This is a genomic window from Alteromonas sp. ABH4_454 (genome assembly GCF_056311775.1).
This window is the reverse complement of record NZ_CM149972.1, coordinates 3,687,922-3,702,303: the sequence shown is the minus strand read 5'-3', so window position 1 is coordinate 3,702,303 and position 14,382 is coordinate 3,687,922. Positions and strand designations below refer to the sequence as shown.

Below are 14,382 nucleotides of genomic sequence, written 5' to 3'. Positions count from 1 at the left end.
TCGCGCTGGCGCAGGTATTACGTTAAACCTGCGCCATTTATATTAATTTGGTCATAAAGCGGTATACAAGTAACCGAAAATGACTAGAATATGGCTCGAATTTGAGCAATCAGTGCGTAACGCCATATAAAAACCGCAGTTAAGGAGCCCCCATGTTTTCTCGCGAAATGAATATAGCCGACTTCGATCCTGAATTAGCCGATGCAATGTCTAAAGAGGTTGAGCGTCAAGAACATCACATTGAGCTAATTGCCTCTGAGAACTACTGTAGTCCACGAGTAATGGAAGCACAGGGTTCGCAGCTTACTAACAAATACGCTGAAGGCTATCCAGGCAAGCGTTACTACGGTGGTTGTGAGCACGTAGACGTTGTTGAACAACTAGCTATCGACCGTGCAAAAGCGCTATTTGGTGCAGACTACGCAAATGTTCAGCCACACGCTGGTTCACAAGCAAACTCAGCTGTTTTCATGGCATTACTTGACGCGGGCGATACGGTACTAGGTATGAGCCTTTCTGAAGGTGGTCACCTTACTCACGGTTCGCACGTAAACTTCTCTGGTAAAACCTACAACGCTGTACAGTACGGTCTAAACAAAGAAACGGGCGAAATTGATTATGCTCAAGTGGAAGCGCTAGCTAAAGAGCACAAGCCGAAAATGATTATCGGTGGTTTCTCTGCGTATTCAGGTGTTGTTGATTGGGCTAAATTCCGCGAAATCGCAGATAGCGTGGGCGCATACTTGCTTGTAGATATGGCGCACGTAGCAGGTCTAGTAGCAGCTGGCGTTTATCCAAACCCGCTTCCTCATGCTCATGTGGTAACTACGACTACTCACAAAACCCTAGCGGGTCCGCGTAGTGGTTTGATCCTATCGTCATGTGGCGACGAAGCAATTTACAAAAAGCTTAATAGCTCGGTATTCCCAGGTAACCAGGGTGGCCCACTTTGCCACGTAATTGCAGCTAAAGCGGTTGCTTTTAAAGAAGCGCTACAGCCAGAGTTTAAAGTGTATCAGCAGCAGGTTGTTGCAAACGCGAAAGCTATGGTTGCTGTAATGAAAGAGCGCGGTTATAACATCGTTTCTGGCGGTACTGACAACCACTTGTTCCTACTTGATCTAATCGACAAGGACATTACGGGTAAAGATGCAGACGCGGCGCTAGGCGCAGCAAACATCACGGTAAACAAAAACTCAGTGCCAAATGATCCGCGTTCACCTTTTGTAACCAGCGGCCTTCGTATCGGTAGCCCAGCAATTACTCGCCGAGGTTTCAAAGAAGATCAAGCTAAGCAAGTAGCGACATGGATTTGCGACATTCTAGATAACATGGGCGATGAGTCAGTTATTAAGCGAGTTCAAGACGAAGTGGTTGCTCTTTGCGCACAATTCCCTGTTTATAAATAAATAGGTTTGTGTTTTATTGCGTACTTTGGTACTAATGCTGGACTAACTAGTCTAGGTTCAATTTAAATACCTAAGTACGCAATATTTAAGGAATATTCATGTTTTGCCCGTTTTGTTCAGAACAAGAAACAAAAGTTATTGATTCTCGTTTGGTTGCAGAAGGGCAGCAAGTGCGTAGACGCCGTGAATGTATGGTGTGTCACGAGCGCTTTACGACCTTTGAAAGTGCTGAGCTCGTCATGCCCCGCGTGATAAAGCGCGATGGTTCACGTGAACCATTTAATGAAGATAAACTTCGTGCAGGCTTGCAACGCGCACTTGAAAAGCGCCCTGTTAGCACTGAAAAAGTTGAACAGTGCATCCTTTCACTGAAGTCACAGTTGCGTGCAACGGGGGAACGTGAGGTGAGTAGCGAATTGCTCGGCAACCTCATAATGAAAGCCCTAAAAGAACTCGACAAAGTCGCCTATGTCAGGTTCGCCTCTGTTTATCGTTCCTTCGAAGACATTCGTGAATTTGGAGAAGAAATAGCGCGATTAGGGGACTAGGTCGGGCACACCCAAAACCTCAGGCACTTAGGGCTACAACAGGAATCCAAGTGAACCACGATACGGTTAAAAATGATTATTTTTGGATGGCAAAAGCCATTCAACTTGCCCAACAAGGGCGCTATACCACTTCTCCTAATCCTCGCGTTGGTTGCGTAATTGTTGACGAAAACAATCAGCTAATAGGTCAGGGATATCATATCCAAGCTGGCACTCCTCACGCCGAAGTACACGCATTAAGACAAGCATTTAACGCACGAGCGCAAGGCGCAAAAGGCGCGACGGCTTACGTTACCCTTGAGCCATGCAGTCATTTTGGCCGCACACCGCCTTGTGCGGTGGCTTTAGTTGAAGCAAAAGTGGCGCGAGTGGTTATTGCCATGACCGACCCTAACCCAAATGTATGCGGTAACGGTATCAGCATCTTACAAGAAGCAGGTATTGAAGTGGTCAGCGATGTGATGGCCGCAGAAGCTGCAGCACTAAACCCAGGTTTCATCAAACGCATGCTTACTGGCAAGCCTTTCGTTCGTGTAAAATTAGGCATTAGCCTGGACGGGAAAATAGCCCTTCAAAATGGCGTAAGTCAGTGGATTACGGGTGCAGAGGCAAGACGGGATGTGCAACAGTATCGTGCACAAAGTTGCGTTGTACTTACAGGCTCAGGTACGGTAAGAGCCGATAACCCTAGTTTGTTGGTTAGAGAACAAGAAGCACAGCTCACTGATTATCCTCTTGAACAAATTCGCCAGCCTGCTCGAGTTGTCGTTGATGGCAAAAGCAAGCTTTCTCGAGACTACGCGTTATTTAACGACGGTAATATTACCCTAACAGCTACTTCCCAATCCCATCCTGATACGGCAACACAGCACTACCTAGTGGTAGATGAAAAAGACGGTAAACTCAACTTACATACACTAATGTCGGCATTAGGCGATAAGCAATATAATGAAGTATGGGTGGAAGCGGGCCCAGGCTTAGCCGGTGCATTGTTGCAAGAGGGGCTGGTGGATGAGCTAATTTGCTACCAAGCACCTAAGCTTTTAGGTGAAAAGGGTATAAGTATGGTTAATTTGCCAGCGTTTACGTCATTAAATGAATGTATTTCGCTTTCGCTTATTGAAAATCGTCAGGTGGGGAACGATATTAAGCTTATCTTTCGCCCTGATGTTAGCAACACTCGTGGTTAACGCGATTAAAGAGGAACTTTATGTTTACTGGAATTATTCAAGCGCTAGGTGAAATTAAAAAGCTTGATAACCGAGGCAACGATATTCGCCTTACCGTTGCGTCACCTACGCTTGATATGTCTGATGTCGCACTTGGCGACAGTATCGCGACCAATGGTGTTTGCTTAACAGTGACTGATATGGGCCCTGACTATTATTGCGCAGATGTGTCGGCAGAGACCATCAAATTGACTGGCTTTGCACATTACAGCGCAGGCTCTACGGTGAACCTTGAGAAAGCGATGCGTCCAAGCGACCGTTTAGGCGGTCATATTGTGTCAGGTCACGTGGACGGCGTAGGCGAGGTTACGCAGATTATCAAGCACTCAGACTACGTCGAGTTTTGGGTGAAAGCGCCAGAAGCCTTGGCTAAATATATTGCCCATAAAGGCAGTATCACCGTTGATGGTATCAGTTTGACAGTAAACGAAGTCAACGGCGCAGAATTCATGCTTTGGATCATTCCTCATACGCTGCAAGAAACAATTATGGGAAGCTATAAAGTGGGCACAGCGGTAAACCTAGAGGTTGATGTTATTGCGCGCTATTTAGAGCGATTAATGCTAGGCGATAAAGCCGCCGAGCCTATAAGCAAAGGCATCGACATGGCATTTCTTGCCGAGAACGGATTTTTAAGAAAATAACCCTACAAGAAGCACACAACATGGCATTTAACACTACACAAGAAATAATTGAAGACATTCGCCAAGGTAAAATGGTTATCTTGATGGATGATGAAGATAGGGAAAACGAAGGCGATTTAATCATGGCGGCAGAGCATGTCACGCCAGAAGCCATTAACTTTATGGTTACCCACGCCCGCGGCTTGGTGTGCTTACCTATGACGCAAGAGCGCTGCCGCACGCTAAATCTTCCTTTGATGGTTGATAAAAACGAAGCGCAATTTTCTACCAACTTCACTGTGTCTATTGAAGCTGCAACTGGCGTTACCACTGGTATCTCAGCGGCCGACCGTGCGACAACAATCAAAGCTGCTGTAGCGAAAGACGCGAAAGCGACAGATATTGTGCAGCCAGGTCATATTTTTCCATTAATTGCGAAAGACGGCGGCGTACTGAATCGCGCAGGTCATACTGAAGCGGGTGTCGATTTACCTCGTTTGGCTGGTTTAGAGCCAGCTGGGGTTATTGTAGAAATTCTCAATGAAGACGGCACTATGGCTCGCCGCCCTGAGCTAGAAAAGTTTGCGGCAAAACACGATCTTAAAATCGGCACCATTGCTGATTTAATTGAATATCGCAATCTCAATGAAACCACCATACAGAAGGTTGCTCAGTGCAATATGCCAACCGAGTATGGTGACTTTGAGCTTCACACGTTTAAAGACAGCATCGACAACCAACTTCATTTCGCACTTAAAAAAGGCGAAATTAAAGAAGATGAGCCGACACTTGTACGTGTACACCTTCACAATACGTTTAGTGATCTTCTTGGGTCTACCCGCGGTATTCATCGCTCGATGACGCTTGCAGATGGCATGCGCAAAATTTCAGAAGACGGTGGCGTATTGGTGCTATTAGGTAAAGAAGAGCATATTGAAAGTCAGGTACGCCGCTTTGCCGCAGAAGATAGAGGCGAGCGCCCAGCTGGCGCCGACTGGCAGGGGTCGTCGCGCACTATTGGTGTAGGCAGCCAAATTCTTGCCTCAATGGGCGTTCACAAAATGCGACTTCTTAGTAAGCCAATTAAATATCATGCACTTTCAGGCTACGGCCTTGAAGTTGTAGAGTACGTGCACGACTAGCACTTGGGTTTAGGCCACAGTGAAAGTGGAAAGGGGATGCTGGTCGCAAACACGCGGTGAATACATCCCTGTACGCTCCGCCACCGCATCCATGCGGTGGAGGGTTTGCGACCAGCATTCCCTCCCCACATTTGGCTAAGCATAAAATGGCTGTTTACGAATAGTTGAAGTTAAAGAAACAATCGATTTAGTTTGGGCGCAGTTATGGTATACTTCGCGCCGTTTTTTCTCGAGGAATGAATCCATGCAGGTAATTGAAGGTAATATCAGAGCAACCGGTAAGAAGTTTGCTATCGTTGTATCACGCTTTAATAGCTTTGTTGTTGAAAGCTTACTAGAAGGTGCGTTAGACACGCTAGAGCGTCACGGTGAAGTAAGCGATGACGATATCACGGTAGTACGTGTACCTGGTGCTTACGAGTTACCTGTCATTGCTAAGAAATTAGCTGAGAAGAAGTCATTTGACGCCATCATCGCTCTTGGTGCAGTTATTCGTGGCGGCACGCCACACTTTGATTTCGTAGCAGGCGAGAGCAACAAAGGTCTTGCGCAAGTATCACTTGAATACGGCGTACCTGTATCATTTGGCGTAATCACAACAGATTCAATTGAACAAGCTATCGAGCGTTCGGGAACCAAAGCGGGCAATAAGGGTGCAGAAGCTGCACTTGGCGCGCTAGAAATGGTTAACGTTATCGATGCTGTTGAAAAGCTTTAAGGTAAACATTAAGTGAAAGTTTCAGCTCGTCGTAAAGCCCGTGAACTCGCCCTTCAAGGTGTGTATTCATGGCAAATGAGTCACAATGATATTCAGCAGGTTGAACTGGCGCTAGCCACCAGTAACGACATGCAAAAGGTAGACATGGCGTATTTCCAAGCGTTGCTTCGCGGTGTTGCACACAACGCAAGTAAACTTGATGCAACCATCAAGCCTTATCTTGGCCGTTTGCCAGAAGAGTTAGACGCTATCGAAAAAGCCATCTTGCGCATTGCGACGCTGGAACTCACTGAGCGTATCGACGTACCTTACCGCGTAATTATTAATGAAGCGATTGAGCTAGCTAAGGCATTTGGTGCTGAAGAAAGCCATAAGTTCATTAATGGTGCACTGGATAAAGCAGTGCGCACGTTGCGCAAAGACGAGCGCGACTAACCTTACCGTGGCGGCATGGATTGCCGCTAAAAGGGTTTAAAAATTACCGTGAAAGAATTTGATCTTATCGGCCGCTATTTTTCAAACAGTGGCCACAAACGCAAAGACGTTGTTATTGGTATTGGTGATGACTGTGCTGTAACAACGGTTCCTGAAAACCAACAACTTGCCGTTACTACAGATACCCTTGTCGCAGGCGTGCACTTTTTAAAAGATGCACCGGCCAAGTCTGTAGCCTACAAAACCGTTGCTGTTAATTTAAGTGACCTTGCCGCTATGGGGGCTGAGCCCGCATGGATCAGCTTGTCTTTGTCACTGCCTGAAGTAGATGAAGCCTGGTTAGATGACTTTGTATCTGGATTGTACGAGCTTACTCAGTACTATTCTGTTCAGCTTATCGGTGGCGATACAGTAAAAGGCCCTATGGCGTTTACTATTACTGCACAAGGTTTTATTCCGCCGGGTTCGGAACTAACGCGCAGCGGCGCGAAGCCGGGTGATTGGCTTTATGTTACCGGAACACTAGGTGATGCAGGAGCGGGCTTAGATATTCTGCAAAAAAATCTCAGCGTAAGTGGTGAAGCGAAAGACGTTTTGGTTAATCGCCATTACTTCCCAACGCCTCGTGTTGCGGTGGGTACGGCGATACGTCGTATTGCAACGTCGTGCATTGATATCTCTGATGGCTTGATTTCAGATTTAGGGCACATTTTAAAAGCGTCTAATTGCGGTGCGAATGTTCATGTAGATCGTTTACCGTTATCACGAGCACTAACAAGTGCAGTTACGCCTGAGCAAGCTATTGAATATGCATTATCCGCTGGCGATGACTACGAACTTATTTTTACTGTAAGTGAAGAGCAGCGCGGTAGCCTTGAAACTTCGTTGGCAAGTACGAATGTAAAAGCCACGTGTATTGGCCAATTAACCGGGCATAGCGGTTCACTTTCGTTGCTAAAAGATAACGAAAAGTATACGCCAGCTAATGCATCTGGCTACGAGCACGCCTTTTAGGCAAACTACATCTTACAATAGTGAATAAAGGAAGAAGCATGCAGGCGGAATATCGCGCTAGAGTGAGTCTGAAAAATCCTGTTCATTTTCTCGCACTCGGTTTTGGTAGCGGGCTTGTTCCTTTTATGCCGGGTACATTTGGCTCTCTTGCTGCACTACCGCTACTTGTAGCATGCAGCCAGATTTCTGTGGTTTCCTTCATCGCGCTTACGCTGATATTTTCAGTGGTAGGTATCTATCTGTGTGGCAAGACTGCAGACGATATGCAGGTACACGATCACGGCTCTATTGTGTGGGATGAAATAGCGGGCATGTTTATCACCTTTCTATTTGTACCTATCTCAGCGTCATCTTTACTCGTGGGCTTTGTTCTGTTCAGACTTTTCGACATCTTAAAGCCTTGGCCAATAGGTATTATCGACAAGCGCTTACACGGCGGTACAGGCATTATGCTGGATGATATTCTTGCTGGTGCCATGGCGTGTGGCTGTTTACATTTATTAATGGTGTTCTGGCCAGCAGCTCTGGCGTTGTTCTAGCTAAAAGTGAAGATTCAAGGCCGCTCTCATAGATTGGCTACAGAGAGAAGTTAGGCAATAAAAAGACAGACAATAGCGAAATGCATCACGAAAAAGCCCGCAGTTTGCGGGCTTTTTAATCTCTAACTTAAACGAAAAGCATAATAGTCGCTTTTACAAAGCTAGCTTTATAGCTAATTGGCTATAAAACTATTTGCTGCAGCAATAATTCCTTCAGCATCTAAGCCATGCTCTTTATACATTTCCTGTTGTGTACCTTGCAGAATAAAGCTATCAGGCAGACCTAACATTTTAACTGCCTTAAGAACACCATTTTGCTGCAAGTGTTCAAGCACCGCACTACCTGCACCACCCATAATACAGCCGTCTTCTAACGTGATAAGTGCGCTGTGTTCATTTGCAGCTTTTAAAACGGCATCGCCATCTAGTGGTTTTATAAAGCGCATGTCAATAACCGTTGCATCAATAGCTTCTGCAGCTTCAAGCGCGTAGGGCAGTAAGCAGCCGAAATTCAAAATAGCAACACTTTCAGGTTTAGCTTTAGCGGTTTCTCGACAGGTACGTGATTTACCTATTTCAAGTTCCGTCATCGCCTCATCTGGTGTAACGCCCATGCCAGCACCGCGAGGGTAACGAACAGCAGCCGGCTTTTGTAGCTTATGGCCTGTATAGAGCATTTGACGACATTCATTTTCGTCTGAAGGTGCCATAACGACCATATTTGGAATGCAGCGAAGGAAAGCAATATCAAACGCACCTTGGTGAGTAGGGCCATCGGCGCCTACAATACCCGCTCTGTCTATAGCAAATAATACCGGTAAGTCTTGAATTGCCACATCGTGAATAAGCTGATCGTAAGCGCGCTGAAGGAACGATGAATAAATCGCAACAACCGCATTCATACCGTCTTTGGCAAGACCGGCGCCAAAGGTCACAGCATGCTGTTCGGCAATGGCAACATCGAAGTATTGTTCGGGAAAACGCTGAGAAAACTCAACCATGCCAGAACCTTCACGCATTGCAGGTGTTACAGCCATTAGTTTTGGGTCTTGGGCGGCCATATCACATAGCCATTTTCCAAAAATAGCAGAGTAGGTTGGGGCAGAGGGCTTCGATTTTGGCAGAGCATTATCTGCCGGATTAAATTTTGGCACCGCGTGAAATTTAATAGGGTCTTCTTCAGCAACGGCGTAGCCCTTACCCTTCTTTGTCACAACATGTAAAAGCTGGGGACCTTCAAAGTTACGCATATTGCGAAGGGTATCGACTACAGCGTTTACATCGTGACCGTCGATAGGACCGATGTAATTAAAGCCTAACTCTTCAAAGATAGTACCGGGCACAACCATACCTTTAAGGTGCTCTTCTGCGCGGCTAGCGAACTCTTTAATAGGTGGTACGTTGCTTAGTAGCTTTTTGCCGCCATCCCGTATTGAGTTGAAAAAGTTACCCGTTAGCAAACGGGCTAGGTGGCTGTTTAACGCCCCTACGTTTTCAGATATAGACATTTCGTTGTCATTAAGTACAACCACCATGTCTTTTTTGATATCACCTGCATGGTTAAGGGCTTCAAATGCCATACCTGCGGTCATTGCGCCATCGCCGATAACGGCCACCACTTTGCGGTCTTCACCTTCTTTTTCTGCCGCTACCGCCATACCCAGCGCGGCGCTAATCGATGTGGAAGAATGACCTACGGCAAAGGTGTCATAGTCGCTCTCAGGCGGCCATGGAAAAGGATGCAGGCCATTTTTTTGACGAATGGTACTCATGCGCTCCGCACGGCCAGTGAGAATTTTATGAGGATAGGCTTGGTGCCCTACGTCCCACAACAAACGGTCAAAAGGTGTGTTGTATACATAATGTAACGCGACAGTAAGCTCTACCGTGCCTAAACCGGAAGCGAAGTGACCACTGGTTTGGCTTACGCTATTAAGTAAGTACTCACGCAACTCATCGGCGAGCTCGCGTAATTTATCCTGGGGCAGCTGCCTCAATTTTTCAGGTGTTTGCGCAAGCGCAAGCGTTGGGTAATGTTGGAGATCTAAACTCATGTACTTATTATCTTTTTCAACATGGCGCGTGGCTAATGGTCACGTTTCACCAAAAGCTCGCTAAACGCAATTAAACTGTCGGTATTGTAGGGTAAACGCGTCAATGCTTGAAGTGCATTATCGTGAAGCATTTCTAATTCTTGTTTAGCGCCAGCCATTCCAAGCTTGGCGGGAAACGTGTTTTTACCCAATGCTTCATCTGACCCTGCCGGTTTACCTAATTTCTCGCTGCTGCCTTCAACGTCTAAAATGTCGTCTTGAACTTGAAAAGCTAGCCCAATGTCGGCGGCATAAGCCATTAAATCAGTTTTAGTTTGTGGCAGTAAGCCTTCACTGACAATAGCGACCATTTCAACACAGGCCTTCAGCAAAGCCCCAGTTTTTAGTTTGTGAAGCTGTTTCAGTTCTTCTATCGAGATGGCTTGACCTGTACTGGCTAGGTCAATAGCCTGGCCACCACACATGCCTACGTAGCCAGCACTTTTTGCGAGTACAGACAATAACTGACCACGCTTCGTTTCGGCGTACGCACTTAGTGGCGCATCGGCTAACACCGTGAATGCGAGGGCTTGCAGCGCGTCGCCAGCTAAAATAGCTGTAGCTTCATCAAAGGCAATATGACACGTTGGCATTCCGCGACGTAAATCATCATCGTCCATGGCTGGTAAATCATCATGAACTAACGAGTAGGCGTGCACGCACTCGATAGCCATGCTTATAGCCATCTGATCTTTTTTGGGCACGTCTAGCGTGTTTCCTACAACCTGCACTAGTAGTGGGCGCATGCGCTTGCCACCTGCAAGCAATGCGTGACGCATTGCATCTTTAAGGCGCGGTGCGTAATCGGGTAAATCATCAATTAAGGTAAGAAGGGATGCATCAGTTTGCTGTTTCACTTGCTGATGCAAAGCAGAAAAATTCATAGGTCGCCTGTAAGTTAAAAATGAACGTTTTACGGCTGTTCACTTTCAGGAAGAGTCTGAAGCGTTTCTTCGCCTTGTTCACTAAGCAATATTTTTACTTTTTGCTCGGCGTTTTCAAGTGATTGCTGGCCTTGACGAGATAACGCTATGCCTCGTTCAAATTTTTCCAGTGCTTTATTAAGAGGCAGATCACCGTTTTCCATTTCGTTAACGATAGCTTCTAGTTCTGATAAAGTTTCTTCAAAAGACGCTGATGCTTTTTCTGTCGTCATAAAAACACTCAATACATTGGCCAAAATACGTGTACCGCGCACATTAACCGAGGGCCGCACAAGGGTCAAATGGTTTGTCCGTATATCGCCTATATCACAGTAATATAGCTTTTTTTTCATGCAGACTGACCACGTTGAATAGGAAGATATTGTGCTATATTCGAAATAAGTGGCTACATTACTTTAAATAGTAGGGTGCATGCGTGTTCTGACAGGTAAGCGAACGCTGTAAGCAAGGACGATGTATAGCAAACCTTTGAACAGGGTTTTTTAAAGTCACACTTAATAAAAAACAAATAAATATGATATTTTTCAATAATGTCGTTTTAGTATTTTTATCCTTTGCCGATAGAATATTTGTACATTAACAGCACTGACTGCGCATAAATGGGGAAGAGTGAGTGGATTTAGCAACCGTCATAGGTATGTTGGGCGCCATTGGTTTCATAGTTATGGCTATGATTCTAGGCGGCAGCTTAGGCATGTTCATCGACGTCCAATCGATATTGATCGTGTTTGGTGGGACTTTATTTGTTGTCTTGTCACAATTTACTTTAGGTCAGTTCTTCGGTGCAGGTAAGATTGCTGGTAAAGCATTCATGTTCAAGATTGAATCACCAGAAGAGCTTATTGAGAAAATCGTAGAGATGGCGGATGCGGCGCGAAAAGGTGGCTTCTTGGCTTTAGAGGAAGCGGAAATCTCTAACGAGTTTATGCAAAAAGGTGTCGACATGTTGGTGGATGGGCACGATATCGAAGTGGTCAGAGAGACACTTGCTAAAGATATTTCTATGACGTCAGAACGACATGATTTTGGTGCCTCGTTTTTTAAAGGTATGGGCGATATTGCACCCGCCATGGGTATGATCGGTACCTTGATTGGTTTGGTTGCCATGCTGTCAAACATGGATGACCCGAAAGCTATCGGCCCGGCAATGGCGGTAGCACTACTCACCACGCTGTATGGCGCTTTTTTCGCCAACGTTATCTGTTTGCCAATAGCATTCAAACTTTCTGTGCGAGCAGGGGAAGAAAAGCTCAATCAAAGCCTTGTTCTTGACGGTATTGTCGGTATCGCTGACGGTCAAAACCCGCGAGTTATTGAAGGCGTACTGAAAAACTACCTTGCTGCAAGTAAGCGTGGAAGCGCAGAGGAAGAGTAATGGCCGAAGAAGAATGCCCAAAATGCCCCCCCGAGGGGCTTCCAGCTTGGATGGGAACCTTCGCAGACTTAATGTCACTGCTTATGTGCTTCTTTGTACTTTTGCTTTCATTCTCCGAAATGGACGTACTTAAATTTAAGCAAATAGCTGGCTCAATGAAGTTTGCATTCGGTGTACAAAACAAAATCGAAGTAAAAGATATTCCAAAGGGCACTAGCGTTATAGCCATGGAGTTTCGCCCGGGTAAACCCGACCCAACACCAATTGAGTCCATTCAGCAGCAAACCAACGAAATGACCCAACAAATGCTAGAGTTCCAAGCTGGAAACGAGGACTCGGCCGGCGGCAGGCAAAAGCAGCGTGGCGAACAACGGGGCGGTCAGTCTCAACAAACGGCTACTGAGTCATCTTCATCCGCTGAGCAAAGTACAGACCAATCTCAAATGGCTGAGTTGATGAAAAAAGTGGCCCAACAATTAGAAAAGCAAATTTTAGATGGGTCGGTAGAAATGGAGTCGCTGGGGCAGCAGCTTACTATTCGTATTCGCGAGAATGGTTCGTTCTCAGCAGGGTCTGCTTTCTTGCAGCCACAATTTCAGCCCGTATTAAGAAAAATTGGTTCATTGTTAGCGGATGTGCCTGGAGAAATCGAGATTTCGGGCCATAGTGACGGACAGCATATTGCCAATGAGCTCTATCGCTCAAACTGGGATTTATCATCACAACGGGCAGTAGCGGTGGCCGAAGCTATGCGGACAGCGCCTGGGTTTGATGAAAGCCGTATGTCTGTGGTTGGCAAAGCTGATACTAATCCTATCGTCGAAAATGCCACGACCGCGAGTGATAGAGCTAAGAATCGCCGAGTGGAAATTAATATTAACCAAGGTAAACCAATGATATCCAAACCTATATCAGTGGTAGACGATTAAGCGGTACTCTTTTGAATTACAATATCCACTAAAAAGCGGTGCCATATGGCACCGCTTTTTGGTTTAAAATTGCTTGCTGGGTACTCATACCAATCCGCATAGATAATTACCTACCCAGCAACGACAATCAAACTCTAGCTAGTTCTTCTCTGTACTGAGGTTTAGATATAACAAGTTGTACAGTGCTAATGGTTCTTTCTAAAAAGCCACCTTCGCAGTATTTGAGGTAATAGGTCCACATACGCATAAAGCGTTCGTCGTAACCATCATTCAATAATTCATCTTTCGCCGAGATAAATGCTTCATACCAATGGTTTAGCGTTTTTGCATAGTCCACACCAATGTCATGTAAGTCACGGATCATCATATTCGTGTACTTTTTAAGGTGTGCATTTAACTGGTATTGCGATGGTAAAAAACCACCCGGGAAAATGTATTTCTGTATGAAGTCTACGCTCTTTGAGTAGCTGTCATAACGTCTATCGTCGATGGTTATCGACTGAAGTAACATAAGTCCGTCGTCTTTCAAAAGAGAAGCACATTTTTCAAAAAAGTTTCCTAAATACTCTTTGCCAACCGCTTCAATCATTTCAATGGATACTAGTTTGTCATATTTACCTTCAAGCAAACGATAATCTTTTTTAAGTAAGGTAATTTTACTTTCTAATCCTTCCCGTTCAATCCAATCTTTCGCCCATGCGTGCTGCTCTTCTGAAATAGTCGTGGTGGTGACACTGCAGCCGTAATGTTTCGCAGCATAAACTGCAAGGCCGCCCCAGCCAGTACCTATCTCTAAGAGGTGGTCTGCTTCGGTAAGTTGTAATTTGTCACAGATGGCTTTCAGTTTGTAATTCTGCGCGTCGTTTAGCGTTGCATTCGGGTCAGGGTATATAGCTGATGAATACATCATTGTCGGGTCAAGAAACCGGGTATAAAGCTTATTACCCAAATCATAATGCGCTTCAATGTTCTTTTTAGCTTGGTCTTTTGTGTTTCGACGCGCAAAATGCTGAATTTTATTAATGGGCATGGTTAGCCACTTAAACTTATTTTCCCACTCATCAAGGGTGGGTAAGTTTCGTGCGAAAATCCTTACTACGGCTGTTACATCGTCACTGTCCCATAACCCGTCCATGTACGCCTCGCCAGCGCCCACACTGCCGCCAAGTAATAACTGTCGATAGGCTTGCACATTTTTGATATTTACTGTAGCGCGCAAGTCACTTTCGTCTGTGCCGAAACGCGCCACGACATCGCCGTTTTCTTGAATAGTTAAGCGACCAAATGGAAGCTGATTTAAACACTTCAAAAATAGTGTTCTACAAGTTTTATCTACAAAAGAGACCTCTGAGGTGGTCAGTAGTACAGATTCACCGAAAGACAT

The 14,382-nt window shown here is 45.6% G+C and carries 15 protein-coding genes; 11 read left to right on the top strand and 4 right to left on the bottom strand.

The window, feature by feature from the left end:
• The first annotated feature begins 152 nt into the window (after positions 1-152).
• The 9 genes from glyA (at position 153) to ACYX4W_RS16150 (ending at position 7,657) form a co-directional block, all read left to right on the top strand.
• Positions 153-1,409, top strand: a complete 1,257-nt coding sequence (glyA, locus tag ACYX4W_RS16190) for a serine hydroxymethyltransferase (RefSeq protein ID WP_476073841.1) — start codon at positions 153-155, stop codon at positions 1,407-1,409.
• Positions 1,410-1,507: 98 nt separating this feature from the next.
• Positions 1,508-1,957, top strand: coding sequence for a transcriptional regulator NrdR (gene nrdR / locus ACYX4W_RS16185; protein WP_012517538.1), 450 nt, complete (start codon positions 1,508-1,510; stop codon positions 1,955-1,957).
• Positions 1,958-2,007: 50 nt separating this feature from the next.
• On the top strand, positions 2,008-3,147 hold the full coding sequence (ribD, locus tag ACYX4W_RS16180) for a bifunctional diaminohydroxyphosphoribosylaminopyrimidine deaminase/5-amino-6-(5-phosphoribosylamino)uracil reductase RibD (RefSeq protein WP_476073840.1): 1,140 nt from the start codon (positions 2,008-2,010) through the stop codon (positions 3,145-3,147).
• 20 nt (positions 3,148-3,167) lie between these two features.
• On the top strand, positions 3,168-3,830 hold the full coding sequence (locus tag ACYX4W_RS16175) for a riboflavin synthase (protein WP_476073839.1): 663 nt from the start codon (positions 3,168-3,170) through the stop codon (positions 3,828-3,830).
• A gap of 20 nt (positions 3,831-3,850) precedes the next feature.
• Positions 3,851-4,951, top strand: a complete 1,101-nt coding sequence (gene ribBA / locus ACYX4W_RS16170) for a bifunctional 3,4-dihydroxy-2-butanone-4-phosphate synthase/GTP cyclohydrolase II (RefSeq protein ID WP_476073838.1) — start codon at positions 3,851-3,853, stop codon at positions 4,949-4,951.
• 244 nt (positions 4,952-5,195) lie between these two features.
• Complete coding sequence (ribH, locus tag ACYX4W_RS16165; RefSeq protein WP_025255832.1) at positions 5,196-5,669, top strand: 6,7-dimethyl-8-ribityllumazine synthase; 474 nt, start codon at positions 5,196-5,198, stop codon at positions 5,667-5,669.
• Positions 5,670-5,681: 12 nt separating this feature from the next.
• The gene (nusB, locus tag ACYX4W_RS16160) at positions 5,682-6,104 is read left to right on the top strand and encodes a transcription antitermination factor NusB (protein WP_012518940.1); all 423 of its coding nucleotides are present in this window, start codon (positions 5,682-5,684) and stop codon (positions 6,102-6,104) included.
• Positions 6,105-6,152: 48 nt separating this feature from the next.
• On the top strand, positions 6,153-7,118 hold the full coding sequence (thiL, locus tag ACYX4W_RS16155; RefSeq protein WP_474805829.1) for a thiamine-phosphate kinase: 966 nt from the start codon (positions 6,153-6,155) through the stop codon (positions 7,116-7,118).
• 38 nt (positions 7,119-7,156) lie between these two features.
• Entirely contained in the window at positions 7,157-7,657 is a 501-nt protein-coding gene (locus tag ACYX4W_RS16150; protein ID WP_476073837.1) for a phosphatidylglycerophosphatase A family protein, read from the top strand.
• Between the two features lie 173 nt (positions 7,658-7,830).
• On the opposite strand, the gene dxs is transcribed toward ACYX4W_RS16150, so the two are convergent.
• The 3 genes from dxs to xseB are packed head-to-tail and all read right to left on the bottom strand — an operon-like array spanning position 7,831 to position 10,906.
• The gene (gene dxs / locus ACYX4W_RS16145; protein ID WP_476073836.1) at positions 7,831-9,711 is read right to left on the bottom strand and encodes a 1-deoxy-D-xylulose-5-phosphate synthase; all 1,881 of its coding nucleotides are present in this window, start codon (positions 9,709-9,711) and stop codon (positions 7,831-7,833) included.
• Positions 9,712-9,743: 32 nt separating this feature from the next.
• Positions 9,744-10,634, bottom strand: coding sequence for a farnesyl diphosphate synthase (locus tag ACYX4W_RS16140; protein WP_476073835.1), 891 nt, complete (start codon positions 10,632-10,634; stop codon positions 9,744-9,746).
• Between the two features lie 29 nt (positions 10,635-10,663).
• Entirely contained in the window at positions 10,664-10,906 is a 243-nt protein-coding gene (gene xseB / locus ACYX4W_RS16135; RefSeq protein WP_136782332.1) for an exodeoxyribonuclease VII small subunit, read from the bottom strand.
• 401 nt (positions 10,907-11,307) lie between these two features.
• Between xseB and pomA the strand changes: the two genes are divergently transcribed.
• Both pomA and ACYX4W_RS16125 read left to right on the top strand, forming a co-directional pair.
• Positions 11,308-12,069, top strand: coding sequence for a flagellar motor protein PomA (pomA, locus tag ACYX4W_RS16130; protein WP_012518934.1), 762 nt, complete (start codon positions 11,308-11,310; stop codon positions 12,067-12,069).
• The gene (locus tag ACYX4W_RS16125; protein ID WP_179983981.1) at positions 12,069-12,998 is read left to right on the top strand and encodes a flagellar motor protein MotB; all 930 of its coding nucleotides are present in this window, start codon (positions 12,069-12,071) and stop codon (positions 12,996-12,998) included. The genes pomA and ACYX4W_RS16125 overlap by 1 nt, the downstream gene beginning before the upstream one ends.
• A 127-nt stretch (positions 12,999-13,125) precedes the next feature.
• Here the strand turns inward: ACYX4W_RS16125 and ACYX4W_RS16120 are convergent, their stop codons facing one another.
• Positions 13,126-14,382, bottom strand: a complete 1,257-nt coding sequence (locus ACYX4W_RS16120) for a class I SAM-dependent methyltransferase (RefSeq protein ID WP_476073834.1) — start codon at positions 14,380-14,382, stop codon at positions 13,126-13,128.

Bases quoted from the DNA above. Each gene is read 5' to 3' on its own strand.
- glyA (WP_476073841.1), top strand. From the start codon at position 153: ATGTTTTCTCGCGAAATGAATATAGCCGACTTCGATCCTGAATTAGCC.
- nrdR (WP_012517538.1), top strand. From the start codon at position 1,508: ATGTTTTGCCCGTTTTGTTCAGAACAAGAAACAAAAGTTATTGATTCT.
- ACYX4W_RS16175 (WP_476073839.1), top strand. From the start codon at position 3,168: ATGTTTACTGGAATTATTCAAGCGCTAGGTGAAATTAAAAAGCTTGAT.
- ribBA (WP_476073838.1), top strand. From the start codon at position 3,851: ATGGCATTTAACACTACACAAGAAATAATTGAAGACATTCGCCAAGGT.
- ribH (WP_025255832.1), top strand. From the start codon at position 5,196: ATGCAGGTAATTGAAGGTAATATCAGAGCAACCGGTAAGAAGTTTGCT.
- ACYX4W_RS16150 (WP_476073837.1), top strand. From the start codon at position 7,157: ATGCAGGCGGAATATCGCGCTAGAGTGAGTCTGAAAAATCCTGTTCAT.
- dxs (WP_476073836.1), bottom strand. From the start codon at position 9,711: ATGAGTTTAGATCTCCAACATTACCCAACGCTTGCGCTTGCGCAAACA.
- ACYX4W_RS16140 (WP_476073835.1), bottom strand. From the start codon at position 10,634: ATGAATTTTTCTGCTTTGCATCAGCAAGTGAAACAGCAAACTGATGCA.
- xseB (WP_136782332.1), bottom strand. From the start codon at position 10,906: ATGACGACAGAAAAAGCATCAGCGTCTTTTGAAGAAACTTTATCAGAA.
- ACYX4W_RS16125 (WP_179983981.1), top strand. From the start codon at position 12,069: ATGGCCGAAGAAGAATGCCCAAAATGCCCCCCCGAGGGGCTTCCAGCT.
- ACYX4W_RS16120 (WP_476073834.1), bottom strand. From the start codon at position 14,382: ATGTCTTTCGGTGAATCTGTACTACTGACCACCTCAGAGGTCTCTTTT.